This window comes from Acinetobacter junii CIP 64.5, assembly GCF_000368765.1.
GTDB lineage: Bacteria > Pseudomonadota > Gammaproteobacteria > Pseudomonadales > Moraxellaceae > Acinetobacter > Acinetobacter junii.
Window position 1 is genome coordinate 373,925 of sequence record NZ_KB849655.1, and the last position, 23,405, is coordinate 397,329.

26 protein-coding genes are annotated in these 23,405 nt (G+C 37.8%); 8 read left to right on the forward strand and 18 right to left on the reverse strand.

Annotated elements, in window-relative coordinates; translation table 11 throughout:
* From F948_RS07515 to F948_RS07585, 15 genes are all read right to left on the reverse strand, one after another.
* Positions 1 to 549, reverse strand: a complete 549-nt coding sequence (locus F948_RS07515; protein WP_004962194.1) for a prepilin-type N-terminal cleavage/methylation domain-containing protein — start codon at positions 547 to 549, stop codon at positions 1 to 3.
* A 12-nt stretch (positions 550 to 561) separates the two neighbouring features.
* Complete coding sequence (locus F948_RS07520; protein WP_017397517.1) at positions 562 to 1,170, reverse strand: TetR/AcrR family transcriptional regulator; 609 nt, start codon at positions 1,168 to 1,170, stop codon at positions 562 to 564.
* 38 nt (positions 1,171 to 1,208) lie between these two features.
* On the reverse strand, positions 1,209 to 1,982 hold the full coding sequence (locus F948_RS07525) for a TatD family hydrolase (protein WP_004962201.1): 774 nt from the start codon (positions 1,980 to 1,982) through the stop codon (positions 1,209 to 1,211).
* A gap of 22 nt (positions 1,983 to 2,004) precedes the next feature.
* Entirely contained in the window at positions 2,005 to 2,349 is a 345-nt protein-coding gene (locus F948_RS07530) for a PilZ domain-containing protein (protein WP_004962203.1), read from the reverse strand.
* Positions 2,350 to 2,573: 224 nt separating this feature from the next.
* Positions 2,574 to 3,563: a DNA polymerase III, delta' subunit gene (locus tag F948_RS07535; RefSeq protein WP_004962206.1), complete on the reverse strand. Its 990-nt coding sequence runs from the start codon at positions 3,561 to 3,563 to the stop codon at positions 2,574 to 2,576.
* A gap of 1 nt (position 3,564) precedes the next feature.
* A complete protein-coding gene (kdsB, locus tag F948_RS07540) occupies positions 3,565 to 4,326 on the reverse strand; it encodes a 3-deoxy-manno-octulosonate cytidylyltransferase (RefSeq protein ID WP_004962209.1) in 762 nt (253 codons plus the stop codon).
* 9 nt (positions 4,327 to 4,335) lie between these two features.
* On the reverse strand, positions 4,336 to 5,343 hold the full coding sequence (lpxK, locus tag F948_RS07545; protein WP_004962211.1) for a tetraacyldisaccharide 4'-kinase: 1,008 nt from the start codon (positions 5,341 to 5,343) through the stop codon (positions 4,336 to 4,338).
* Positions 5,344 to 5,345: 2 nt separating this feature from the next.
* Entirely contained in the window at positions 5,346 to 7,073 is a 1,728-nt protein-coding gene (msbA, locus tag F948_RS07550; protein ID WP_004962214.1) for a lipid A export permease/ATP-binding protein MsbA, read from the reverse strand.
* Complete coding sequence (locus F948_RS07555; RefSeq protein ID WP_004954071.1) at positions 7,070 to 7,498, reverse strand: ExbD/TolR family protein; 429 nt, start codon at positions 7,496 to 7,498, stop codon at positions 7,070 to 7,072. The genes msbA and F948_RS07555 overlap by 4 nt, the downstream gene beginning before the upstream one ends.
* Positions 7,499 to 7,512: 14 nt before the next feature.
* Positions 7,513 to 8,142: a MotA/TolQ/ExbB proton channel family protein gene (locus F948_RS07560; protein ID WP_004962218.1), complete on the reverse strand. Its 630-nt coding sequence runs from the start codon at positions 8,140 to 8,142 to the stop codon at positions 7,513 to 7,515.
* Between the two features lie 46 nt (positions 8,143 to 8,188).
* Entirely contained in the window at positions 8,189 to 9,076 is an 888-nt protein-coding gene (locus F948_RS07565; RefSeq protein ID WP_004962221.1) for a ParB/RepB/Spo0J family partition protein, read from the reverse strand.
* Positions 9,073 to 9,855, reverse strand: a complete 783-nt coding sequence (locus tag F948_RS07570) for a ParA family protein (RefSeq protein WP_004911554.1) — start codon at positions 9,853 to 9,855, stop codon at positions 9,073 to 9,075. Before F948_RS07570 ends, F948_RS07565 begins: the two co-directional genes overlap by 4 nt.
* A gap of 21 nt (positions 9,856 to 9,876) precedes the next feature.
* A complete protein-coding gene (gene rsmG / locus F948_RS07575) occupies positions 9,877 to 10,509 on the reverse strand; it encodes a 16S rRNA (guanine(527)-N(7))-methyltransferase RsmG (RefSeq protein WP_004962224.1) in 633 nt (210 codons plus the stop codon).
* 172 nt (positions 10,510 to 10,681) lie between these two features.
* The gene (murU, locus tag F948_RS07580) at positions 10,682 to 11,371 is read right to left on the reverse strand and encodes an N-acetylmuramate alpha-1-phosphate uridylyltransferase MurU (protein WP_004962227.1); all 690 of its coding nucleotides are present in this window, start codon (positions 11,369 to 11,371) and stop codon (positions 10,682 to 10,684) included.
* Positions 11,371 to 12,384 carry an aminoglycoside phosphotransferase family protein gene (locus tag F948_RS07585; protein WP_004962229.1) on the reverse strand — a complete coding sequence of 338 codons (1,014 nt, stop codon included), beginning with the start codon at positions 12,382 to 12,384 and terminating at the stop codon, positions 11,371 to 11,373. The genes murU and F948_RS07585 overlap by 1 nt, the downstream gene beginning before the upstream one ends.
* Before the next feature lie 118 nt (positions 12,385 to 12,502).
* On the opposite strand from F948_RS07585, the gene F948_RS07590 reads away from it, so the two are divergent.
* Both F948_RS07590 and F948_RS07595 read left to right on the forward strand, forming a co-directional pair.
* Positions 12,503 to 14,965 carry an LPS-assembly protein LptD gene (locus F948_RS07590; protein ID WP_004962232.1) on the forward strand — a complete coding sequence of 821 codons (2,463 nt, stop codon included), beginning with the start codon at positions 12,503 to 12,505 and terminating at the stop codon, positions 14,963 to 14,965.
* On the forward strand, positions 14,965 to 16,278 hold the full coding sequence (locus tag F948_RS07595; RefSeq protein ID WP_004962235.1) for a peptidylprolyl isomerase: 1,314 nt from the start codon (positions 14,965 to 14,967) through the stop codon (positions 16,276 to 16,278). The genes F948_RS07590 and F948_RS07595 overlap by 1 nt, the downstream gene beginning before the upstream one ends.
* Before the next feature lie 96 nt (positions 16,279 to 16,374).
* Here the strand turns inward: F948_RS07595 and fba are convergent, their stop codons facing one another.
* The 3 genes from fba to F948_RS07610 all read right to left on the reverse strand — a co-directional run bounded on the left by fba (position 16,375) and on the right by F948_RS07610 (position 19,083).
* Positions 16,375 to 17,412: a class II fructose-bisphosphate aldolase gene (gene fba / locus F948_RS07600; protein WP_004954063.1), complete on the reverse strand. Its 1,038-nt coding sequence runs from the start codon at positions 17,410 to 17,412 to the stop codon at positions 16,375 to 16,377.
* Between the two features lie 207 nt (positions 17,413 to 17,619).
* On the reverse strand, positions 17,620 to 18,771 hold the full coding sequence (gene rhlB, locus F948_RS07605) for an ATP-dependent RNA helicase RhlB (RefSeq protein ID WP_004911568.1): 1,152 nt from the start codon (positions 18,769 to 18,771) through the stop codon (positions 17,620 to 17,622).
* Positions 18,772 to 18,870: 99 nt separating this feature from the next.
* Positions 18,871 to 19,083: a cold-shock protein gene (locus F948_RS07610; protein ID WP_004911569.1), complete on the reverse strand. Its 213-nt coding sequence runs from the start codon at positions 19,081 to 19,083 to the stop codon at positions 18,871 to 18,873.
* 354 nt (positions 19,084 to 19,437) lie between these two features.
* Between F948_RS07610 and F948_RS16030 the strand changes: the two genes are divergently transcribed.
* The 6 genes from F948_RS16030 (at position 19,438) to F948_RS16875 (ending at position 23,373) form a co-directional block, all read left to right on the forward strand.
* Entirely contained in the window at positions 19,438 to 19,677 is a 240-nt protein-coding gene (locus F948_RS16030) for a sulfurtransferase TusA family protein (protein WP_004962240.1), read from the forward strand.
* A 131-nt stretch (positions 19,678 to 19,808) separates the two neighbouring features.
* A complete protein-coding gene (gene rpoH / locus F948_RS07615) occupies positions 19,809 to 20,678 on the forward strand; it encodes an RNA polymerase sigma factor RpoH (RefSeq protein ID WP_004911572.1) in 870 nt (289 codons plus the stop codon).
* A 107-nt stretch (positions 20,679 to 20,785) separates the two neighbouring features.
* Positions 20,786 to 21,151, forward strand: a complete 366-nt coding sequence (locus F948_RS07620) for a DUF423 domain-containing protein (protein ID WP_004962244.1) — start codon at positions 20,786 to 20,788, stop codon at positions 21,149 to 21,151.
* A 9-nt stretch (positions 21,152 to 21,160) separates the two neighbouring features.
* Positions 21,161 to 21,358, forward strand: coding sequence for a sulfur carrier protein ThiS (thiS, locus tag F948_RS07625; RefSeq protein ID WP_004962247.1), 198 nt, complete (start codon positions 21,161 to 21,163; stop codon positions 21,356 to 21,358).
* A gap of 23 nt (positions 21,359 to 21,381) precedes the next feature.
* Complete coding sequence (locus tag F948_RS07630) at positions 21,382 to 22,167, forward strand: thiazole synthase (protein WP_004639328.1); 786 nt, start codon at positions 21,382 to 21,384, stop codon at positions 22,165 to 22,167.
* 386 nt (positions 22,168 to 22,553) lie between these two features.
* Positions 22,554 to 23,373, forward strand: a protein-coding gene (locus tag F948_RS16875; protein ID WP_409360450.1) for an IS5 family transposase whose coding sequence is annotated in 2 segments (ribosomal slippage) — positions 22,554 to 22,939 and positions 22,938 to 23,373 — 822 coding nt in all. Because the reading frame shifts where the segments join, the coding sequence is not laid out codon by codon here.
* Positions 23,374 to 23,405 lie beyond the last annotated feature (32 nt).

Genomic DNA, 23,405 nt, shown 5'->3' on the forward strand with positions numbered 1-23,405 from the left:
TTAATTTTCATGTATTTTCCCCAAGTAATCTAATTCCAATTCATTACCAATCGGTTGCTGCTGATAATAAAATTGAATTCTCACAGGTTTAACTTCACCATTGCCAAACCAAACTAGTTGAGGAGATTTACCCCCCAGTAGATCCTCGTTATTTGCTTTAGAGTACCGCTCAGCATCAACAACTTGTAAGCTAAAGGACACGTTATCTGGTAATTGGCGAGGCTTAAATTCCTTATATGCCTGCCATGTTTTATCAGCTTGCTGAACGAGCTGTAGACTCTGGTCGTGATATTCAAATAAATTATAGGTAAATGGAGAAACATCCGTTGCGTTTTGAAAATTCAATGCAAATACTTTTGATTGATCAGCAGATTCTTTATTTATTCTTTTCAGATCAAGTATAAATAGCTCTCTGGCTTGCATTGCTTCACGCTGATCTATACCACCAATATTCAGAACAACAAGTGATGCCATAACCGTCATGATTACAATCACCACCATGATCTCAATTAGGGTAAAACCTTGCTGTAATCGAAGTGATGATTTCATGATCATAATCAACTATGTTAATGCGTGTTCAAGCTGTTTTGGCATCGCCAAAGCCTGTTCTATATAAGCTACACGTAGTGTATCTCTTGAGCCCAAGTAACGCTGATAGAAACTTGAATTTAGTATAACCGCAGCACCATAGGTTAAAGACCATATCGAGGCTAAATAATCTCGTGTCGTCATCTTACTATTGATATCAATCAGGTAACCCTCAGTCATACGAATAATAATGCGCAATCTTTGACGTCGAATTTTATATAATTCACTGAATAGTAACTGTATACCTTGTCCAGTTGTTGAAAGACGTTCTTCTATTTGATGAAATAATGCGGTACGTTCAGGATGATGTAAATGATGTAGCATAAAAAAAGCTAAATGCTCCGGAAATGATTTTTCAGTATCCTGAATCATTTCCAACAGCATTTTTTCATTGCGAATGATCAGCAACATATACAGCTCATCTTTGCTTTGAAAATGCTTATATAAAGTGCCCTTAGCTAAGTCCAATTCTGCTGCAAGGGCATCAAGCGTCATGCCCGCTTCACCATTTTCTAATAAGAGTTGTTCAGCGATTTGAAAAATTAATGCTTCTCGTGCTCTAAACTGAGCTTGACGATCCATCTTCACGTGATAACTCTCTTTTCAAGTACTACAAACCGTTATTTAAAATTTAAGAGATTTTCAAAATTTTGCATGGTAATCATGCCAATCTCTTCAAACGATTTATCATATACTTCACTTAGAGCTTTTGCTACATAGGGCACATATTTTGGTTCATTTGTTTTACCACGATATGGCACAGGTGCTAGATACGGACTATCTGTTTCAATTAATACACGATCAAGTGGAACTTGCTTAGCAACATCTCTAAGGGATTGAGCATTTTTGAAAGAAATGATTCCTGAAAAAGAAATATAGTAACCACAATCTAAGACCGCTTTTGCTGTTTCCCAATCTTCTGTGAAACAATGTAATATGCCGTGTGTTGATTGTTCAGCTCGAATAATATCTACAGTGTCATGTTTTGCCGAGCGCGTATGTACAACCACAGGTTTTTTTACAATTTTTGATGCTTGTATATGCCTAGCAAAGCATTGCTTCTGATCTTCAACAAAATCAGTACTGTGATAATAATCCAAACCCGTTTCACCTAAAGCCCACACTTTCTCTGATTGAGCTAACTCGACCAAATAATCTGTTGTAGCTCGGGCCATGACATGTTGATCTTCACATGGATGAACCCCTACTGTGTAACCAACATCATCATGTCGTGATGCAATTTCTGCCAATTTTATATGATCTTCTAAATCCACAGATATCCCCATGAATTTAGTTACGCCTGCCTGACGTGCAGCATCGAGCGCTTGATCTAGATCTCCACCGTATGGCGTAAGATCTAACATGGTTAAATGGCAATGGGTATCAACAAACACGCTTTGTTCCTAAAAAATTTAATTACATAGTATAACTTGGACGATCAAGGCTTTTAGCACCTGTTAAAATTCTTTCTGCCTCTGTTCGGTAATAAACACCTTTATCACCTGCAAGCTGAATTGCAAAACCTTGTGGTTTAAAATGGGTTTGCTTATGCGAAATCCAAATCACCTTACCAGTTAAAGGAATTTTCTGTGATTGATCAGGCAAAGTGGCAAGGATAAAAACTTCTTGTCCCATTTTTACCGCTTGCTTAGTCGGAACAAATAGGCCACCACCTTGTACAAAAGGCATATAACTCGCTTGTAAGGTAGCCTTGTCAGGAATATTGACTTGTATAATCCCACCCATCATTTGTGGTTGCATTACATTCCCCTGTTATTAATTTACTTAAAGTTTCTTATATGATGCTGATTAACCGTAATAAAGCATGAACGCTCATGGTTTCAAATACAAGTGCGATAAACACCGTCAACCTACTTAGTTGAACCCAATCAAGTTTCATTTTTTTGAATTATAAGAAACATTAATAGAAACAACAAATAATGTTTCAAATAACTTACCTATTTATAAGTATTTAAGAAATAGCGTCACTGATTGACATTCATTAGCTGAATAAATAGCTCATCCATAACTAATTGCGACTGAACATTTTGCTCCAACATTAGTTTTTTCTGCTGGAAATCCGAATAAATTGAGAACAGAGTTTCTAAGTTATATATTTGAGCTAAATCATCAAAAACTAAATCTTGATTTTTTAATTGCTGATTTAGCTTTAGACGAATAACATCCGCAAACAAGTATTCAAACATAACCATAAAATCTACAAAACTTAGCTCTTTCGACCATTTATTAGCATAATGCAAAGGCATACTCTTTTCAGAACAAAGCTTAGACCAATCTTTTAAAAATGATGCTCGTTTATCTAACCACTCACTGTTTTGTATTTCGATTGCAGTTAATGGCATTCCATTAGCAAGATTGAGTAACAAGGATAGTTGTTGCGGTTTCAGGTCAGAAATTCTTTCTTGCAGAAAACTCTGAGCATCCTCATCTTTTAAACGATCTAATGCAAAGTGTTGCAATCGACTCCGAATAGTTGCAGGTAATTTCAAATAATGATCTGCAACCAAGATCAAAACAACTTTCTCACCAGGTTCTTCTAAAGTTTTTAATAAAGCATTTGATGAAGCCATATTTAAAGCTTCAGCAGGTTCAATGACTACAACACGCCAGCCTTCACCAGTTTGCTGAACAAAAGGTAAAAGATCTCGAATTTTCTCAATCTTAATTTTTGCATTTTGCTTTTTATTATCTTCATCTGTTGTGATGTGAACATAGTTAGGATGTGTATCCGACTTTAACCATTGACAGCTACTACATTCGCCACAGGCATTTTCAGATTGTTTATTTAAACATAACACCCATGCTACAAATCTATCGGTAAACTCTTGTTTAGCACATCCTTTCTTTCCATAAAACAATAAACCATGCCCAACATCAGGAAAACGCGAGGTTAAAAGATCCCACGTTTGCTGATGCCAAGGATAATGTTCATAGATTTGAACTTCTTTTGTCATATTATTCAAAGAAACTGATAGACATTGAGTTTAATCGATCTAAATCTTCCTGAGTATCAACTCCGGGCGGAAGGTTTGCTTCAGCAATAGCTATGGCAATGCGATGACCGTTTTCAAGCACCCTGAGTTGCTCAAGACTTTCTAATTTTTCAAGCACACCTTGATCCCAAGTTACATATTCTTGTAATAGTTTAACTCGATAGGCATACAAACCTAGATGGCGGTAAGCACTGCTATGCATTGATTGCTGTTTTTGTTTCGCCCCATCACGATCATAAGGGATAGTTGCGCGGCTAAAATACAATGCTTCATTATGTTTTGACATGACAACTTTGACGATACTATCTCGCTGAAATTCATCCAAAACGCTGATTGGCTCGCACAACGTAGACATTGAGCAGTTTGGATTATCAACTAGAAGCTGTGAAACCTGTTTAACTAATTTTGCAGGTAATAAAGGTTCATCACCCTGAACATTCACAATAATGTCATCTTCAGCCCATCCTTTTAAACGAGCTACTTCACTTAAACGATCCGTACCAGATAGATGATCAGGGCTTGTCAATACCACATCAACGCCTTCTGCACGGCAGATCTCGGCAATTCGCTCATCATCTGTCGCAACACATAAATCATCAAAGCCCTCAACTTTTTTTGCCTGATCAACCACTCGTAAAATCATTGGACGACCATGTATCAGCAATAATGGTTTAGCTGGTAATCTCGAACTTGCAAAACGTGCAGGAATGACAATGTGTTTCATGGTATATCTCTAAGACAAATGAATACCAACTTGTTGTAATTGTTGCTCCAACAAGTCATAACAATCGGATGATAAAACGGCTTCTACGGGTACAACCCAAATAGGGATATTGAATTCTGGATGTTGAATTAAAATTTCTTTTAATTTAACAGCATCTTTTTCTGTTGTGATAATCGCATTCTGATTCTGAAAACTTAGATCACTCAGTTTATATTCATGATGATCCGGAAACTCATGCGCTTGAAATTGCTCAATTCCTAAATTTTGCAAAGTCTGATAAAAACGCTGAGGAAAACCAATACCAACCACAGCATGATAGCTTTGCTTCGAATCAAATTGATTAGATAAATTATCAGATCTGAGTAAATAAGGCTTACCCACTTGCAAATGCATATTGAGCAATGATTGAGGCTGTTTGCTATGTACAATCACACTACTATTTTGTAGACGTGATTTTGGCTCTCGCAAATACCCTTCAGGCAACAGCTTTTCATTCCCTAAACCACGATTTTGATCTAAAACAATCCATTCAATTTGACGATCTAAAGCCCAGTGCTGAAGACCATCATCACTAATAATCAAATCCAATGAATAGTTCTGCAATAATAACTCTATAGAAGATTGTCTATTTGGACCAACTGCCATTGCAACACCAGTCGATTGAACAATTAAAGCGGGTTCATCACCAATAATCTCAGGCGATGACTCTTTATGTACCAGCGCTGGAAATGGACCAACCCCTCCATAACCACGACTAATTACACCTACCGACAACCCTTTGCTTTGCAAATATTTTACTAGTTGAATTAGCAAAGGAGTTTTTCCACTTCCGCCAACTGTAATATTTCCAATCACCATAACTGGGATTGGTGCCGTATAGATTTTCTTCAGCTTGTGTGTGTACATCGCTTTATTCATCAAAAATGCAAAGCGATAAAGCCATGACAATGGTCTTAAAACGATCAGCCATTTCTTTTGGTTATTCCAAGCAGTCTGAATCGTCTGTGCCAGTGACATGATTAATTTTCCTCAAAATTGCGCTGATGTAACTGATAATACATTCCTTGTTTAGCGATCAATTCTAAGTGAGTTCCTTGCTCGATAATTTGTCCTTTATCCATCACAACAATCAAATCGGCATTTTCAACTGTAGATAATCGATGAGCAATTACAATCGTGGTACGACCTTGCATCGCTTCATCAAAGGCTTGTTGGATAAAGTATTCTGATTCGTTATCAAGCGCGCTTGTTGCCTCATCTAAAATTAGAATTGGCGAATCTTTCAGAATTGCTCTCGCAATCGCAATACGTTGACGTTGTCCACCAGATAAATTCAGACCTTGGGCACCAAGTATAGTGTCATAACCTTGAGGCAAACTCATGATGAAATCATGTGCATAGGCAGCTTTAGCAGCAGCAATCACTTGCTCATCACTAGCATTTTGTAATTGTCCGTAGGCGATATTGTCACGCACTGAACGATTAAACAGAACGACTTGTTGGTTCACCATTGCAATTTGCGATCTTAAACACAGCAACTCGATTTCTTGAACAGGAATATCATCAAAATATATACCGCCACTACTTAACTCTTGGAAACGCGGCAACATGTTTACCAATGAGGTTTTACCAGCCCCTGACCGCCCAACGAGTGCAATAGTTTGACCAGCTTGAATATTTAAAGAGAAATCTTTAATGGCTTTGGTACCATCAGAATATTCCAAGCAAGCTTGATCAAATCGAATATTACCTTTCAATTGAGGCTTCAATTGCCCTTTATTTTCTTCTTCAGGTAAATCCAATAATTCAAAAACCGAATGTGCTGCAGCTAAACCGCGCTGAAGCTTTTCATTGATATCAGTTAAGTTTTTTACAGGCTTAGATATTAAACCAGCAGCAGTGATATAAGAGACGAATTCGCCAGCAGATGTGTCACCAAAAACCTGCGGGCGCAAAGCTAACCATAAAATGATTGCCATTGCACAAGACAAAATCAGTTGCACCAATGGACTATTGATATTCTGAACAACCACCATCTTCAAACCACGACGAAGGTTTTCTTCAGATGACTTATAGAAGCGTTGTTGCTCAAAAGCTTCACCAGTGAAACTTTTAACTACAGAGTTACCATTGATGGTTTCCTGAACCACATGATTGACATCCCCCATGGTATTTTGTACTTGTATCGAAAGCTTTCTCATGCGCTTTGCAGCTACACGAACTAAAATACCAATCACTGGCATAAATACGATAATACACATCGTTAAGCGCCAGTTGGTATAAAACAAATAACTTAATAAACCTATGACAATCAGGCCATCTTTGACTAATGTCTGTAAAGAATCAGAGGATGCAGCTGTTAATTGCTGCACGTTATACATTAATTTTGCACTAATATGACCAGAGGTATTATCTAAATAATATTGTGCAGGCAGTCTAAGCAGCTTCGCATAAACCTCTTGGCGAATACTAAAAACCAAACGTCTTGAGATTACAGCGGTAAAATATCCGCCTAAGAATAATCCAACACCTCTAAAGAACATTAACAACACGATCAATGCAGGAAATAGATTTAGGTTTTCTCTGCTTCCATTTTGAATTGCATCAATAATAAACTTCAGCAATTTGGCTACCGAGACTTCCGTAGCCGCATTGATACCAAAACCAAGTAATACAAATAAGGCAATACCCCAATAAGATTTTAGATAAGCTAAAAGGCGTAAATAAACCTTAAAATCTTGATTCACTCGGTGAAACCTCTAGTTGGAACTTTAGTGCTAATGTTAACGTTTACAAACCCAAGCTGACCTGCAACATCCATCACACGTATTACATCCTGATGGGCGGCTTTAGCATCAGCAGCGATAATAAACATAAAGTCGCGACGTTCTTGTGCAACTTGCTTAATGGCTGTACTGAGATCAGCTGTATCTTTTGTCGATAATGCTTGACCATTCACGGAATAATGGCCAGTGGAGTCTACCATGATTTCAATTTTTTGATCGAATTGTTTAGGCGGTACACCTTGAGCATCGGGCAAAGTTAGATTTATACGACTTTGCTGACTAAATGTCGTCGAAAGTAATAAAAACACCAAAATAAATAACATACAGTCAATCATTGGTGTCAAATTGATATGAATATCTTCAACTTGAGAGCGTTTAAATTTCATTGGATCACCTATGCTTAGCTTGCAAGGCGATGTTCTTGTACATGTGGTACTTTTTTGTAGAAAAGTGCAGCATGGAACAAAGTAGATTGTTGTTCTAACTCAGCGGTATATTCGTGTACAACACGTTGAAAGTATCGATAAGCAATCATCGCTGGAATAGCAATTAACATACCAACAGCCGTTGTGATCAAGGCTTTAGAAATACCAGGCATCATCATACTTGCATTTCCTGCTGATCCCACATCAATCACCAAGAAAGATTCAATAATACCTAAAACCGTACCAAGCAAACCCAATAAAGGGGCTATTGCGCTTAATGTGCCCAAGAAATTGATGTTCTTCTCTAAGAAGGAAATTTCTTGTGAAGCTGCCGCCTCCATTTGCGCACGCGCAAATTGTTCACCCTGTTCTTTGTGTTCGTACCCAGCAAGTAGAATACGTCCTAAAGGTGATTTCTTTGCTTGCTCTTGCTGTAAATTTGAAATTACAGTCTCAGCATTAGAACCATTTACAAATAAATCCCCAGGTAATACTTGAGAACGTTTCAAACGAATGTAGCGTTCAATTGTGATTGCAACCGTAAAAATTGATGAGAGAATAAGCGGCAGCATTAACCAACCGCCCGCTTTTACCAGTTCCCACATATTATTCCCCAATAATATTTAAAATAATTAGGACGAATCCTAAATATTAGTTAGGCAAACAAATATTTAGAATCCCATCCAACTCATCCAATGAGTGATAGTGAATGACCATTTTCCCTTTTCCTTGTTGGTTATGGTCAATTTTGACATTCGCACCAAAGCGTTCAGATAGCTTTTGAGTTAAATGTTCAATATCTGGAGAAATTTTTACTTTCTCCTTTTCTGGTTTTGGTTCACTCCACTCACGAACCAATTGTTCAGTTTGACGCACTGACAAACCTTTTTCAATCACGATTTTTGCAACTTCAATTTGTTCTTTAGTCTTTAAAGTCAAAATTGCGCGGGCATGTCCCATATCAATCTGACCTTGTTGCATATAATCTTTAATTGGGTCTGCTAAACTTAATAAGCGCAACAAATTACTAACTGTAGTACGTGCTTTACCAACAGTATCTGCAATTTCTTGGTGACTTAAACCAAATTCATCATGAAAACGTTGCAATGCAAGTGCTTGATCAATAGGATTTAAATCCTGACGTTGAATATTTTCAATTAAGGCTAATGCTATCGCGACCTGATCATTCAACTCTCTTACAATTGCAGGAATTTCAGTTAATCCCGCCATAATTGCAGCACGCCAACGTCTCTCACCTGCAATAATCTCATAAGGGTGTTGCTCATCATCCACAGGACGAATCACGATAGGCTGCATTACACCATGTTTTTCAATCGATGATGCAAGCTCTTGTAAATCCTGTTCTTGAATAAAACGACGTGGTTGATATTCTCCACGCTTTAACGAGTTAACATCAATTTGCTTGAGTTGACCATGATCCAAGGCTTGTGCTTCTAGTTGCAGTTTTTCTTTTTGAATCGAACCTAGCAACGCATCTAAACCACGACCTTTAGCCAATCCGCGTTTTTTGATGCTCATACAGCACTTCCTTTTTTAACTTTACTTTTTTTAAGCATTTCCGCAGCCAAATTTAAATACGCAACAGCACCTTTAGAACTCTTTTCAAAATAGATCACAGGTAAACCATGTGCTGGCGCTTCAGCCAAACGAATATTACGAGGGATAACTGTATCATAGAGCTTTTTACCAAAATATTGCTCAAGCTCAGAGGATACATCACGTGTTAACGCATTTCTTGCATCATACATGGTACGTAACACACCAATGATTTCCAAGTTTGGATTGAGTGCTTTTTGTATACGGTCGATGGTTTGCGTTAAGTCAGCAAGGCCTTCTAAAGCATAGTACTCACATTGCATCGGAATGATCACACCATTCACTGCTGCAAGGGCATTTACAGTAATCAAGCTTAGACTTGGAGCACAATCCACAATAATGTAATCAAAAGCTGAATCCACCTCTTCTAATGCTTTTTTGAGGATAAATTCACGACCTTCTTGCTCAGCGATTGCTAGCTCTACTCCTGCAAGCTCACGGTTTGCACCCAAAACTTTATATCCTACTTCTGCTTTTTGAATTGCAGTTTCGATCGGCACTTCACCTAATAAGACATCAGTAACAGAATACAAAAGGTCATTCTTTTGTACGCCAGACCCCATTGTTGCATTACCTTGTGAGTCCATATCAACTAACAAGACACGCTTCTTTAAAATCGCCAAAGAAGCAGCAAGATTAACAGCGGTTGTTGTTTTCCCTACGCCACCTTTTTGGTTAGCAATTGCAATAATATGTGCCATGATTACCCTTAATATTTTTTATTAAATTCGTTGAAGCAAAAGCAAATGACGTTGTTCATCTAATCTTGGTACTTTCAATTCGACAATCTGAGACTGATATTGACCTTTTAATTGATCAAGTTCATCAGTTGGAATCAAACCTTTCATTGCCGCAATAATACTTTTTTCATGCATATATGGCTGTGCAGCATCCACAAAGTCAGTTAGTGAAGCAAATGCTCGACTTGTAATTACATCGAACTGACCAAGTTCATTGATACTGTCTTCATTTTCAACACGTGTTTGCACTGCAATTACATTTTTCAGTTTTAAATCAGCAATAAACTGTTTCAGAAAACGAATTTTCTTGCCATTTGAATCAAGCAAAACACAATCACGTTCTGGTTGACATAACGCAATAATCATTCCAGGCATTCCACCACCTGTACCTACATCTAATAAACGCCCTTTTGGTAGATCATTCAAGATACTTAAACTATCTAATAAATGTTTAACCAGCATTTCTTTAGGGTCGCGTATTGCTGTTAGGTTATATGCCTTATTCCACAATACTAGCGCATCTTGATATTTTAATAAGAGTATTAAAGCCTCTTCGCTGAGGTTTAATCCTAAAGCTTGACTACCTTGCTTTAATTCTTGAAAAAAATGATGCATGACAGTGTAACATCTCGATAAATTTGCTGTGCAGTATACCGATTTCTGATACAAGACACAGTAGGACTTGTTGAACGATTATGCAGTTAATCATCTATGTTCATGATAAACTGCACAATCCATCAAATTTTCTGCCTTGGTTCAACAACATCAAAGCACGACAAATATCTTCTTAGGCAAATTCACCTTGTTTAATTTTATTATCAAGCTCTTCTAACCGCTCAGGCGTACCAACATCAACCCAAATACCCTGCATTTTCTCAGCTGAAACTAATTCTTGTGACATTGCCTGTTTAAGTAAAGGTGCTAATGGTCTCTTACCATTCTCCAGACCTTTAAACATATTCGGTGATAATACCGCAATACCACTATAGGTTAATGCTTCACCCAATTGCTCCTGCTCGAATGTATAAGCCAAATCATTCGATAAAATGAAATCACCTTTCAAATGCTGAGGAGGATTATCAACCAATACTAAATGCGCTTGCTTGTCACCTAAATGAACATTCAGCAATGCAGAGAAATCCATAGTTGTCCAGACGTCACCATTTACTAGAATGAAAGGCTTATCGCCCAATAAAGGCAATGCATTGATAATACCACCAGCCGTCTCAAGTCCCTCACCCTCATGCGACCATAAAATAGTTACACCAAATTGAGAACCATCTCCAAGAGCAGCCGCAAGTTTGTCTCCCAACCAAGCAGTATTGATCACAATTTCAAAGACACCTATCTTTTGCAATTTTTCGATGTGCCAAACAATTAAAGGCTTTCCACCAACTTCAAGCAAAGGTTTTGGTGTATGCAACGTGAGCGGTCGCATACGATTTCCAAGACCTGCGGCAAGAATCATAGCTCTCATTATGCAGCAACCTCATAATCACCATATTTTGCAATGAACTTTGGCATAACGATTTCACGCATAAATTGCATAAAGTCATTCAATTCATCATAACCTTGACTTTCTTCAAGCAGATACCACATCACTCTTGGCAGATCTTTTAGATAACCTGATTTTCCATCACGCTCGAATAAACGAACAAAAATACCTAAAATTTTAAGATGACGCTGAATCGCCATAAGATCAGCATCACGCTTAAACTGCTCAAAACTCCGATTTTCTTTCGCTTTTGCTGGCAACAAGTTATAAAAGACTTCAAACCATTCATAAACGCGCTCAGCATTCCACTGTACATAAGCATCTCGTGTAATCGAGATTAAATCATAAGTATCAGCACCAATTACCGCATCTTGGAAGTCAATAACACCGAGTTCTTGCTCATTTTCAATTTTCATCAGATTACGACTGTGAAAATCACGATGAACGATTACTTGAGGTTGATTAGTTGCTTCAATCGCAAGAAAATCGAAAGCGTGCTCAATTGTTTCTAATTGCTGTTCTGTTGGTTGAATATTTAATGAAGGTAGCATCCATTCTGTTAACAAACGCATCTCAGTCATTAATTTCTCATATGAATATGCAGGCAAATGAGATTTCCCGTCAATTTGCTGCAATTCAATAAGTTGTTTAAAGCTCTGGGCATAATATTGATCAACTGTTTTATCATTTAACAATGTTGATAACACTACATCACCAAAATCTTCCAACAATAATAATCCTTGCTCCAAATCTTTAGCTACGATATGAGGAACTCGCACCCCATTCGCATCAAAGAACTCATCAATCGTCACAAACGGAACGCAATCTTCTTTTTCAGGAGGCGCATCCATGAGCATATATGTTTTGTTTTGTAACCCAACTCGTGCATAGCGGCGGAAACTCGCATCTCCAGCAAGAAAGTTGATTTCAAACTGATCAGATTTGAGAACGGCTTCAAGCCAAGTTTGTATCAATTGTTCACGTTGTGTATTCATTTGCAATAAAATCTAAAACTAGCTGAGATTTTGAAAGCTTAAGTGTAGCCACTTATCAACTTTTTCTCTATGATGCGACAATAATTAATTGTGAATTAGCATACTGGTTAATGAGACAATGAAACATCAGTTTAAATTTAATCCTTTAGCAACTGCTATTTTGACACTCTTGTGTGGCGGCTCGATTCAATCAGGTTTCGCAGCAACCAACACGTCTCATGTCTCTACACTAGACAATGCTCAACTCAAAGCCAAAATTCAGAAAGACCAAGAAACCTACCCTGGCGAAAGTTTTTTTCAGCAATACTATGTAGACAAATCAGCACCAGAAGCTCAATTGCGTGACAATCGCTATTTAAGCTCATCTTTTTGCCAAGGTACATGGATTACGCCTATCAACCCTGAAAGCAGACCCAAAGATGCGAATAGCACCACCTCTGTTATTACGGCAGACTATGGTCACTACAATCCAAATGGTGATTCGGTTTTACGAGGTGACGTAATTATCGACCAAGAAGGTCGCAATATTCGCGCAGATGAGGTTACTTTAGATTCATCTCAAACATATGCAAATGCGAAAGGTCGAGTTCAACTCGCTCAATCAGGTTTACTCACCCAAAGCGATCAAATCAATTACAACTTAAAAACCCAAACTGGCGACTTAAATAACAGTTTTTATATTTCTGAACAACAACATGCTCATGGTTATGCAAGCCAAATCAAACGCCAAAATGAAAATTTGGTTATTCTTAAAGATACTAGCTATACAGCTTGCCCACCTGAACAAAAACCTGCATGGAAAATTCAGGCGAAACAAATTGAACTGAATCAAGAAACTGGTCGTGGTGTGACTAGAGGAACTAAACTATATGTAAAAGATGTTCCCGTCTTAGCTGTTCCTTATTTTAATTTCCCAATTGATGATAGGCGCTCCACTGGTCTTTTAAGTCCAAATTTTGGTTATAGCAATGATGGTGGTGCTCAACTTACCGTTCCTGTTTATCTTAATCTTGCACCTAACTATGATCTAACACTCGCACCAAGCTTTATGAGCAAACGTGGAGCAAAGTTGGATGCAGAATTTAGATATATGACTGAGAATTTTGGTTCAGGACGTATTTGGGGTGGCTATCTACCAAATGACAACGAATACGACAACAAAGATCGTGATGACTTACATTTTGAACACAATTGGAACATCACAGATCAATGGTCTACGAACCTAGAATTTAACCATGCATCAGATAAAGATTATTTCTCTGATTTTAACTCAAGCCCAAATTCAAAAACTGATTTAAACCTACGCCGTGCATGGGAATTGAATTACAAAAATGGCATTCCTGGCTTAAAAGCTCAGTTAAAAGTCGAAGATTTCCAAACCTTAGATGAAACGATTGAGGATAAAGACAAACCCTATGCTCGCTTACCTCAGTTCCTTCTCAATTATGTAACAGGTAATCCTCAAGGTTTACAATACGAGTTTAATAATGATACAGCTTATTTTAAAAAGTCTATAAATGATGGCTCAGCTTTAGAATCAAGTGGTACTCGTATCTATAACCAATTTGCTGTTCGTTATAACTACATAACACCATCATGGTTCTACGCTATTCCAGAATTATCCGTACGTACAATTAATACATTCTACGATCAAGATACTAAAGAAGGTTTAGGCTTATCGGCTTCCGATGATTTAGAGAAGTCTGTCGTTGTGCCGCAATTTACGTTCGCAACTGGTGTCACTTTTGAGAAAGATGGCAAATATCTTCAAAGCATCTCACCAAGAGCGTTCTATGCTTACTCACCTTATAAAAAGCAAGATGATCATCCAAACTTTGACTCTACAACTGCATCTATTAGTTATGATCAATTATTTAACCCTTACCGCTTTTATGGGCACGACCGCTTAGAGGATAATAATTTCTTATCTTTGGGTGTTACATACAGCTTACTAGATACAGAAGGCTTAGAGCGTATTAGAGCGAGTCTAGGTCAAAGTTATTATTTTAATGACAGACGTGTAACCCTGAACGAAGAGCCTGATGAGTTCGACACGCAAAAAAGAACAGGTCCGATTATTAGCCTAGCGAGTCAATTGAATCAGAACTTCACCTTAGCTGCCAATTCTGCATGGATGTCTAATGGTGAAAACGCACAACGTGATTTTCAAGCATATTACGTCGGCGATAAAGGTAATCTCTACAATGTAGGCTATTTTTATCGTAAAGATATTCCAGACCGTCAAGATTCTTATGATCAAGCTGTTGCATCCTTTATACAACCTGTAAAAGATAATTGGCGTATTATGGGGCATGCTCAATATGACTTAGACAATAATTTGATGCGCGAGTATTTACTTGGCGTCAATTATGAGTCTTGTTGTTGGGCTGTCTCTGTATATGGACGCTCGTACTACAACGATTTAGATGATCCTAATTCTCCTGATGTACGTAGAAAGCGTGCTGTAATGGCTGAGTTTACACTTAAAGGTTTAGGCGCCTTAAATAATAAGCTTGCCTCACTTTTAGAAAGCAGAGTTTTAGGTTTCAACAAAATTAATCAATCTTGGACACAACGTTAATGAAGATAAATTCTATTCAACATATCTTTAGAGCTACTGTTCTAGCCGCCCTAATTTCTTCATCAATGCATAGCTTTGCTCAACCTACGGATGAGGTTGTCGCAATTGTGGATAATAGTGTCATTCTTAAAAGTGATTTAGAACAAGGAATTGCTGAAACTGAGCATCAACTTAAAGCACAAAATAAAACTGTGCCACCACAACAATACTTACAGATGCAAGTTTTAGATCAGTTGATCATCCGACAAGCTCAATTAGAACAAGTTAAACGTTACGGTATTAAAGCCGACGAAAAAAGTTTAAATGCTGCTGTTTTGAAAGTGGCAAATCAATCTGGCGCTACTACCTTAGAAGCGTTCCAACAAAAACTAGACGCAATTGCGCCAGGTACATATGAAAACTTAAGAAACCGTATTGCTGAAGATTTAGCAATCGGACGCTTACGTCAACAACAAGTAATGTCGCGAATTAAAATCAGCGACTTAGATGTTGAAAATTTCCTAAATTCACCTGAAGGTCAAGCCGCATTAGGCACTCAAGCTCATGTGATTCATATGCGTATCTCAGGAGATAATGCAGCAGAAGCACAAAAAGTTGCCTTAGAAGTAAAAAATGCGCTTACGAATAGTGATGATCCAAAAGCAATCAGCTCTAAATTATCAACTTCTTCTGTGAAAGTTGATGGCGCAGACATGGGATTTAGATCACTTTCTGAAATTCCAACTGAACTCGCAGCGCGAATCACCCCATTGAAAATAGGTCAAACAACTGAACTTATTAATGTTCGTGATGGTATCCACGTTCTTAAATTACTTGAACGTAAACAAAATGATCAAAAAGCTTTAGTGGATCAATACCAAACACGTCATATTTTAATCCAACCTTCTGAAGTTGTATCTTTAGACCGTGCTAAACAAATGATTGATAGTCTATACAATCGTGCTAAAGCTGGCGAAGATTTTGCAACACTTGCTGCAACATATTCAAATGATACAGGTTCAGCTCGTGATGGAGGTAGCTTGGGTTGGGTTAGCCCGGGCGTTATGGTTGCTGAATTTGAACAGACAATGAAGAATACTCCTGTAGGTCAAATTAGCAAACCATTCCAAACACAATTTGGATGGCACATCCTGCAAGTGATGGATACTCGCCAACAAGACATGACCAAAGAAGTACAAGAACGTATGGCACGTCAGATTCTCGGTGAACGTCAATTTGATTCCGAAGTAGATACTTGGATGCGTGAGCTTCGCGCCAATGCATATGTTGAAATTAAAGATGTCAATTTAGACTCAAAAGCGCAGCAAAAATAAATTCTGCCTCAAAAAATGCCAGCTATATGCTGGCATTTTTTCATACAAATAAAAAAATAGCGGCAAAGGCCGCTATTTTTTTAAGTTACAAGTTAATCACTTATAACGATCAACCATCTTCTCTAAAGAAATTGGGCGAATCTTATCTGCATTACCAGCTGTACCAAATGCTTCATAACGTGCAATACAAATGTCTTTCATTGCTTCAACTGTTTCACCAAAGAATTTACGTGGATCAAATTCACTTGGCTTCTCAGCCATCATACGACGCATCGCGCCAGTAGATGCCAAACGTAAATCAGTATCAATATTAATTTTACGAACACCATGTTTAATCGCTTCTACAAGCTGATCTACCGGTACACCATAAGTTTCTTTAATATCACCACCATATTGGTTAATAATCGCCAACCACTCTTGTGGTACAGAGCTTGAACCATGCATTACAAGATGCGTGTTTGGTAGTGCAGCATGAATTTCTTTAATTCGATCAATTGCCAAGATATCGCCTGTAGGTGGACGAGTAAACTTGTATGCACCATGAGAAGTACCCACAGCAATCGCTAAAGCGTCAACATCAGTATCAGCAACGAATTGTGTTGCTTCTTCTACAGAAGTTAGCAATTGAGAATGGTCTAGTACGCCCTCAGCGCCAACACCATCTTCTTCACCAGCCATACCAGTTTCAAGGCTACCTAAGCAACCAATCTCACCTTCAACAGAAACGCCACATGCGTGAGCCATAGCTACAACACGACGAGTAACATCAACATTGTAATCATATGAAGTTGGTGTCTTACCATCAGCTCCCAAAGAACCATCCATCATCACTGAGCTAAAGCCCAACTGGATAGAGCGTTGGCAGACATCAGGGCTTGTACCGTGATCTTGATGCATTACCACTGGAATATGTGGCCATTCTTCAATCGCAGCTAAAATAAGATGACGTAAGAAAGGTGCACCTGCATATTTACGCGCACCAGCGGAAGCTTGTACGATTACAGGTGAATTCGTTGCATCAGCTGCGAGCATAATTGCACGCATTTGTTCTAAGTTGTTTACGTTAAACGCTGGTACGCCGTAGTTATGTTCTGCAGCGTGATCCAAGAGCTGGCGCATTGAGATTAGAGCCATAATATCCTCCCAGGTAATGCGCCATATTCTACATGTTGATTTGTTTCAATTCAGCAACTAATCACAGGATTTCAAAAAAATTCTTAATCTTTTGTATCATTTGGGTAGCAAAACATACTAAAAAATAAAAAAAGCTAAATCGTCGCATGATTTAGCTTTTTAAATGATTCAACAAACAAATTCTAATTTGAAATTGCTTCAATCAAATCAACAATATCCTTCGATTCGTGTAAGGGGTAATTTCTTCCCAATCGCCTTTTCAATCTCAGGCAAATAGAACGCATCATCTTCTGATAAGAAGCTAATACTTACACCTTGAGCACCTGCACGTCCAGTACGACCAATACGATGAACATAATCATCTGATTGCTCAGGCAAGGTAAAGTTAATGACGTGCGATACACCATCAACATGAATACCACGACCAGCAACATCAGTCGCAATCATAATATTGTTTTTGCCTTGTTTAAACTGATCGAGCATCTTCAATCGTTTGTCTTGTGCAATCTCACCAGACAACATTCCTACTTTATAACCATCACGTTTTAAATGATCATATAAACGACGAACTTGATCTCTACGGTTTGCAAAGATCATGACTTTATCAATAGGTTCTTCACGAAGAATTTCTTGAAGCAATTTATATTTATCTTTGTTTTCTACAACGTAAACTCGTTGCTCGACATCATTATTGGTTTTCTGTTCAGGTTCAATTTCTACCGTAACAGGTTCAAATAACCATTGTCTTGCCAAATTCAATACATCGTAGCTAAATGTTGCTGAAAACATCAAAGTTTGGCGTTGCTCTTTGAATGGAGAAAAACGAACAATTCGTTTTACGGATGGGATAAATCCCATATCAAGCAGGCGATCAGCTTCATCAATCACTAAAAATTCAATTTTATCTAACCAAACTTCTTTTTGTTCAACAAAATCAATTAAACGCCCTGGCGTTGCAACAATAATATCAACAAAGTTGCGATCCAACATTTTCTTTTGTTTTTCAAAGTCTACACCTCCTAATAGAGTGACAAGATGTAGATCAGTGAACTTTGTCAAATGCTGGGCATCACTTTCAATCTGTAATGCAAGCTCACGAGTAGGAGCTAAGATTAATGCTCGTGGTTCACCACGAAAACGTTGCTCTTGTACTGGATTGGTTAATAAATCATTAATCACACTGATTAGAAAGGCAGCTGTTTTACCCGTCCCTGTCTGTGCTCGACCAATGGCATCATGCCCTGCTAATGTATATTTTAAAACCTTTTGTTGAATAGGAGTCATTTGTGTGAACCCCAAAGCATCAATGGCTTTTTTCAACTGCGGATGTAAATTTAAGGTTTCAAAACCAGACGTCATATATGCTCTCGAACCATCAATGACTAAAGAAAGTGGCTATTATAAACAAAAACGCCCCAAATAACATTGGAGCGCCTTTTATTGCGTTAAAGCAACAAATTAGTCTAAAGGCTGAACGTTTTCAGCTTGGAAACCTTTTTGTCCTTGAACTACGCTGAATTCTACGCGTTGGCCGTCACGTAATGAACGGTGACCTTCGCCTACAATTGCGCGGAAATGAACAAATACGTCATCACCACCATTACGCTGAATAAAACCAAAGCCTTTAGTGTCGTTAAACCACTTTACTACGCCTTGTTCACGAGCTGTCATAAGTCAATCCTCAGATATTGAAAGATAAGGACCTTCCGGTGTTGCAAACAGCAGAGCCAACAAGGTTTTAAAATATTTATAATTTTAAAGCTTGTAATCATTCTGTAAAACTATCAACAATTTCCGGTTACATCCATTTGTTATAGGGTTTAATACAAGAAATTTATATTAAACACTTTCTAAAACGCATCGAGCTTAACACGGGTTTATTCCAATTAATAGATTTATTTTTAGTAATTTCCTAGCACTCTATCTGTTTTATTCAACCATTTAGCGCTTTTTTTGCTAAAAATTTTCCGTGTAAAATAGTGAAAGTTTGTTAAGATAATTTTCAATTAAGCTTTGTTTATTACTATGTCTAAAATTGAAGGCTCGCCCGAAATAATTGATGCGCTAGGACAACCTTGCCCTATGCCACTTTTGATGTTGAAACGCGCTATTAAGAAATCGTCAGGATCAAAGCAATATCTTTTAAAATCATCAGACCCGCATAGTGAAATTGATGTAACACGATATTGCCAAATTCAACAACTTCAATGTCAAACACAGAAAATTTCAGACCGAGAATTTCACTATTTAATTGAATCTATTTGATTCTTTGCTAAACTCTCGGTAAAGATAAAATTGAAATATTTACATTTCTATACTCAAATTTCCTTAGTGATGAAGAACATTCGCATTAAGATGAAATTATTGACTTTAATACCATCCTATAAGGAGACTCCATGACTACTGACAGCAGCAATCAATTGATGCCCCTGTCATTGTCTGCGCCAGGCGTTAACCTTGGTGCATATATCAGTACTGTCAATCAAATTCCTATTTTAACGGCAGAGCAAGAGAAAGAACTTGCTGAACGTTATTATTATGATCAAGATCTGGATGCTGCCAAACTTTTGGTAATGTCACACTTACGATTTGTCGTACATATTGCACGCAGCTATGCAGGTTACGGATTACCACAAGGTGATCTCATCCAAGAAGGTAACCTAGGACTGATGAAAGCTGTTAAGCGCTTCGATCCTAATATGGGTGTGCGCTTAGTTTCTTTTGCTGTGCATTGGATTAAAGCAGAAATTCATGAATATGTTATTCGTAACTGGCGAATTGTTAAAATTGCCACTACGAAAGCTCAACGTAAATTATTTTTCAATTTGCGTAGTCTTAAAAAATCAAGTAAACGTTTGACTTTAGAAGAAGCTCAATCAATTGCAAATGATTTGAATGTGACTCCTGAGCAAGTGCTCGAAATGGAAGGTCGTTTAACCGCTTACGATGCTGCTTTTGAAGCGCAAGGTGATGATGACGATGATACACCACACACCGCGCCTGCACTTTATCTAGAAGATAATCGTTACGACCCTGCACGCCTAATTGAAGAAGAAGATTACGAAGAACAAAGTACTTCTGCATTACATGAGGCCATGGATCAACTTGATGATCGTTCTCGTAATATTTTACAGCGTCGTTGGTTAGACGATGACAAATCAACTTTGCATGAATTGGCTGCTGAATATAATGTTTCTGCTGAACGTATTCGCCAGCTTGAAAAGAATGCAATGGAAAAAATTAAAATTGCGATGTCAGCAAGTTAAATTCAGAACAAACACAAGGGCGACAATGCCCTTTTGTTTTATCCAGCTTTGTTAAAAGCTTCGAATATGTTAACTTTGTTCATCAATTTTCCAGTTCCATTTTCATTATGTGGATAGCAATTTCTGCGCTTAATCTTGCACTTGCAGTTATGTTAGGTGCTTTTGGTGCTCATGGGCTTAAATCTATTGCTACAGTAGAGCAACTCGCTTGGTGGAGCACTGCAACGCAATATTTTTTCTACCATGCTATAGGTTTACTCATTTTAGCTGTACTCAAAAAAACCACACCAACATTCCCAATAAAAATTCCTTTTATTTTGATTCAAATTGGCATCATATTTTTCTGCGGTTCATTATACATTATGTCGCTTGGTTTACCTCGAATATTAGGTGCAATCACTCCGATTGGTGGTGCATTTATGATTGCAGGTTGGCTGTTACTCGCATGGTATGCGATCAAACATGCGAAATAAGGATTTATCATGCATATCTATTTAAACGGCGAGTCAACAGACACGTCATGTGAAAATCTACAGCAATTGGTTCAAAGCTTGGCACTTGAAGGCAAACGCTTTGCTGTAGAGAAGAACCAACAGATTATTCCGAAAAGTAGACTTGAGCAAACAACAATTGCTCCAGAAGATCGTATTGAAATTATTCAAGCTGTTGGTGGCGGCTAATCGGCTAAAAATGGAGTAAGCCTATGCAAGATTCCCCTTTAATTATTGGTTCACGTACTTTCCAATCTCGTTTACTTGTCGGAACTGGTAAATATAAAGATCTCAATGAAACCGATTTAGCAATTCAAGCAAGTGGCGCTGAAATTGTGACCGTTGCAATTCGTCGCGTAAACATTGGTCAACATGCCGATCAACCAAATTTACTCTCAGTCATTCCACCTGAGAAATATACAATTTTACCAAATACAGCCGGTTGTTTTGATGCTGATAGCGCAATTCGCACCTGTATGCTGGCTCGTGAACTGCTTGATGGTCACAATCTGGTAAAGCTAGAAGTACTCGGCGATGAAAAAACCTTATACCCAAATGTCACTGCAACACTGAAAGCAGCGCAGACCCTGATTGATGATGGTTTTGAAATCATGGTCTACACCTCGGATGACCCAATTGTTGCCCAAGAACTGGAAAGTATGGGCTGTGTTGCAATCATGCCTTTAGGTAGTTTAATTGGTTCTGGTCTCGGTATTTTGAATCCACATACCATTTCTATCATCAAAGAAAACGCCAAAGTTCCTGTGCTGGTGGATGCTGGTGTGGGTACTGCCAGTGATGCTGCGATTGCGATGGAACTCGGTTGTGACGGCGTACTGATGAACACGGCAATTGCTGCTGCTCAAAATCCAATTTTGATGGCTTCTGCTATGAAAAAAGCAGTTGAAGCAGGTCGTGAAGCATTCTTAGCGGGTCGTATGCCACGTAAACGTATGGCAAATGCGAGCTCGCCTGAGACGGGGTATTTCTTTAAATAGCATGTTCTGAAGGGATATACCTTATCCCTTCAATACTCACCTTATGAACCACACTATTAAGTAAGGCACTCTTATGTGCTTCTTTATCACAAGCCGATTATACTGTATGATATATTAGCTAAAAAATACTAATCAGCACTTATCAAATCCTTTCTTATTGTAGAAGATAGATATTTCAAGAAGATCAAATGAGGTTCAATATAAAAAAAGGTTCTAACCTTTTTGGCTTTAGCTATCTCCTTAGCATATTTTTCAAATTATATGGTAAATAAAGATTATAAAAAAAATGAGAAATACATTAGACTTTTTGCAAAAATCAAAAAACGATCAACGTTTTGTTTGTTTTTTATCCAGATTAAAAAGTCATGTTCTACTATCATGAGTACATGAAATATGAAAAAGTAAAGATGCTATCAAATAGTCAGTTTAAACGACTGATTGGAATACAACCCTCAACCTTTTTAGAAATGCTTGAAGTATTAGAGTCAAGCCAAGTCAATACTCAACGAGGTAGGCCTTCGAGTCTTTCACTTGAAGACCAACTGTTAATGACGCTAAGTTATTGGCGTGAATATCGCACGCTCTTTCATGTTGCTATGAGTTATGGAATCCACGAATTAACTGCGTCCAGAATTATTCATAAAATAGAAAATATTTTAATAAAATCTGATAAATTTCATTTACCTAAGAAACTACCGCATGGTGCAGGGATAGATTGGAATGTTGTTATTGTCGATGCAACTGAAATGACAATTGAGCGTCCAAAAAAAACAGAAAAGATTCTACAGCGGTAAGAAAAAACGACATACGATCAAAGCTCAACTCATCATTCATTATGAAACGATGCAGATTATTTCATTAGGTCTTACACATGGGAGTACACATGATTTCCAGTTGTTTAAGGCTCAACGTAAAAAGCAGAGATATCAAGCCTTTATGCTGATTGATAAAGGTTATTTAGGTTTAAATCGTTTGGGGGTAAAATGCCTGATGCCATTCAAGGCAAGTAAAAAGAAGCCGTTAACTTTATTACAGAAGCAAATAAATCGGGAAATTAGTAAACGTCGTATTCGAATTGAACACGTCAATGGAAAATTAAAGACCTTTAGAATTCTGGCTACACGTTATCGAAATAGGCGTAAACGCATGGGTTTACGTCTGAATTTAATTGCTGCAATTTACAACATGGAGTTGGTTAAAAAATGATTTTTGCAAGAGGTCTATTGTAAAAATATTCC

Excerpts from the sequence above, each read along its gene's own strand:
- F948_RS07515 (WP_004962194.1), bottom strand. The coding sequence starts at position 549 with ATGAAATCATCACTTCGATTACAGCAAGGTTTTACCCTAATTGAGATC.
- F948_RS07610 (WP_004911569.1), bottom strand. The coding sequence starts at position 19,083 with ATGACAGCTCGTGAACAAGGCGTAGTAAAGTGGTTTAACGACACTAAA.
- murU (WP_004962227.1), bottom strand. The coding sequence starts at position 11,371 with ATGAGAGCTATGATTCTTGCCGCAGGTCTTGGAAATCGTATGCGACCG.
- rsmG (WP_004962224.1), bottom strand. The coding sequence starts at position 10,509 with ATGCATCATTTTTTTCAAGAATTAAAGCAAGGTAGTCAAGCTTTAGGA.
- F948_RS16030 (WP_004962240.1), top strand. The coding sequence starts at position 19,438 with ATGTCTAAAATTGAAGGCTCGCCCGAAATAATTGATGCGCTAGGACAA.
- F948_RS07535 (WP_004962206.1), bottom strand. The coding sequence starts at position 3,563 with ATGACAAAAGAAGTTCAAATCTATGAACATTATCCTTGGCATCAGCAA.
- F948_RS07560 (WP_004962218.1), bottom strand. The coding sequence starts at position 8,142 with ATGTGGGAACTGGTAAAAGCGGGCGGTTGGTTAATGCTGCCGCTTATT.
- rhlB (WP_004911568.1), bottom strand. The coding sequence starts at position 18,771 with ATGACGTCTGGTTTTGAAACCTTAAATTTACATCCGCAGTTGAAAAAA.
- F948_RS07565 (WP_004962221.1), bottom strand. The coding sequence starts at position 9,076 with ATGAGCATCAAAAAACGCGGATTGGCTAAAGGTCGTGGTTTAGATGCG.
- kdsB (WP_004962209.1), bottom strand. The coding sequence starts at position 4,326 with ATGAAACACATTGTCATTCCTGCACGTTTTGCAAGTTCGAGATTACCA.
- F948_RS07595 (WP_004962235.1), top strand. The coding sequence starts at position 14,965 with ATGAAGATAAATTCTATTCAACATATCTTTAGAGCTACTGTTCTAGCC.
- F948_RS07555 (WP_004954071.1), bottom strand. The coding sequence starts at position 7,498 with ATGAAATTTAAACGCTCTCAAGTTGAAGATATTCATATCAATTTGACA.
- fba (WP_004954063.1), bottom strand. The coding sequence starts at position 17,412 with ATGGCTCTAATCTCAATGCGCCAGCTCTTGGATCACGCTGCAGAACAT.
- F948_RS07570 (WP_004911554.1), bottom strand. The coding sequence starts at position 9,855 with ATGGCACATATTATTGCAATTGCTAACCAAAAAGGTGGCGTAGGGAAA.
- F948_RS07585 (WP_004962229.1), bottom strand. The coding sequence starts at position 12,384 with ATGAATACACAACGTGAACAATTGATACAAACTTGGCTTGAAGCCGTT.
- rpoH (WP_004911572.1), top strand. The coding sequence starts at position 19,809 with ATGACTACTGACAGCAGCAATCAATTGATGCCCCTGTCATTGTCTGCG.
- thiS (WP_004962247.1), top strand. The coding sequence starts at position 21,161 with ATGCATATCTATTTAAACGGCGAGTCAACAGACACGTCATGTGAAAAT.
- F948_RS07590 (WP_004962232.1), top strand. The coding sequence starts at position 12,503 with ATGAAACATCAGTTTAAATTTAATCCTTTAGCAACTGCTATTTTGACA.
- F948_RS07520 (WP_017397517.1), bottom strand. The coding sequence starts at position 1,170 with ATGGATCGTCAAGCTCAGTTTAGAGCACGAGAAGCATTAATTTTTCAA.
- lpxK (WP_004962211.1), bottom strand. The coding sequence starts at position 5,343 with ATGTCACTGGCACAGACGATTCAGACTGCTTGGAATAACCAAAAGAAA.
- F948_RS07630 (WP_004639328.1), top strand. The coding sequence starts at position 21,382 with ATGCAAGATTCCCCTTTAATTATTGGTTCACGTACTTTCCAATCTCGT.
- F948_RS07620 (WP_004962244.1), top strand. The coding sequence starts at position 20,786 with ATGTGGATAGCAATTTCTGCGCTTAATCTTGCACTTGCAGTTATGTTA.
- F948_RS07530 (WP_004962203.1), bottom strand. The coding sequence starts at position 2,349 with ATGCAACCACAAATGATGGGTGGGATTATACAAGTCAATATTCCTGAC.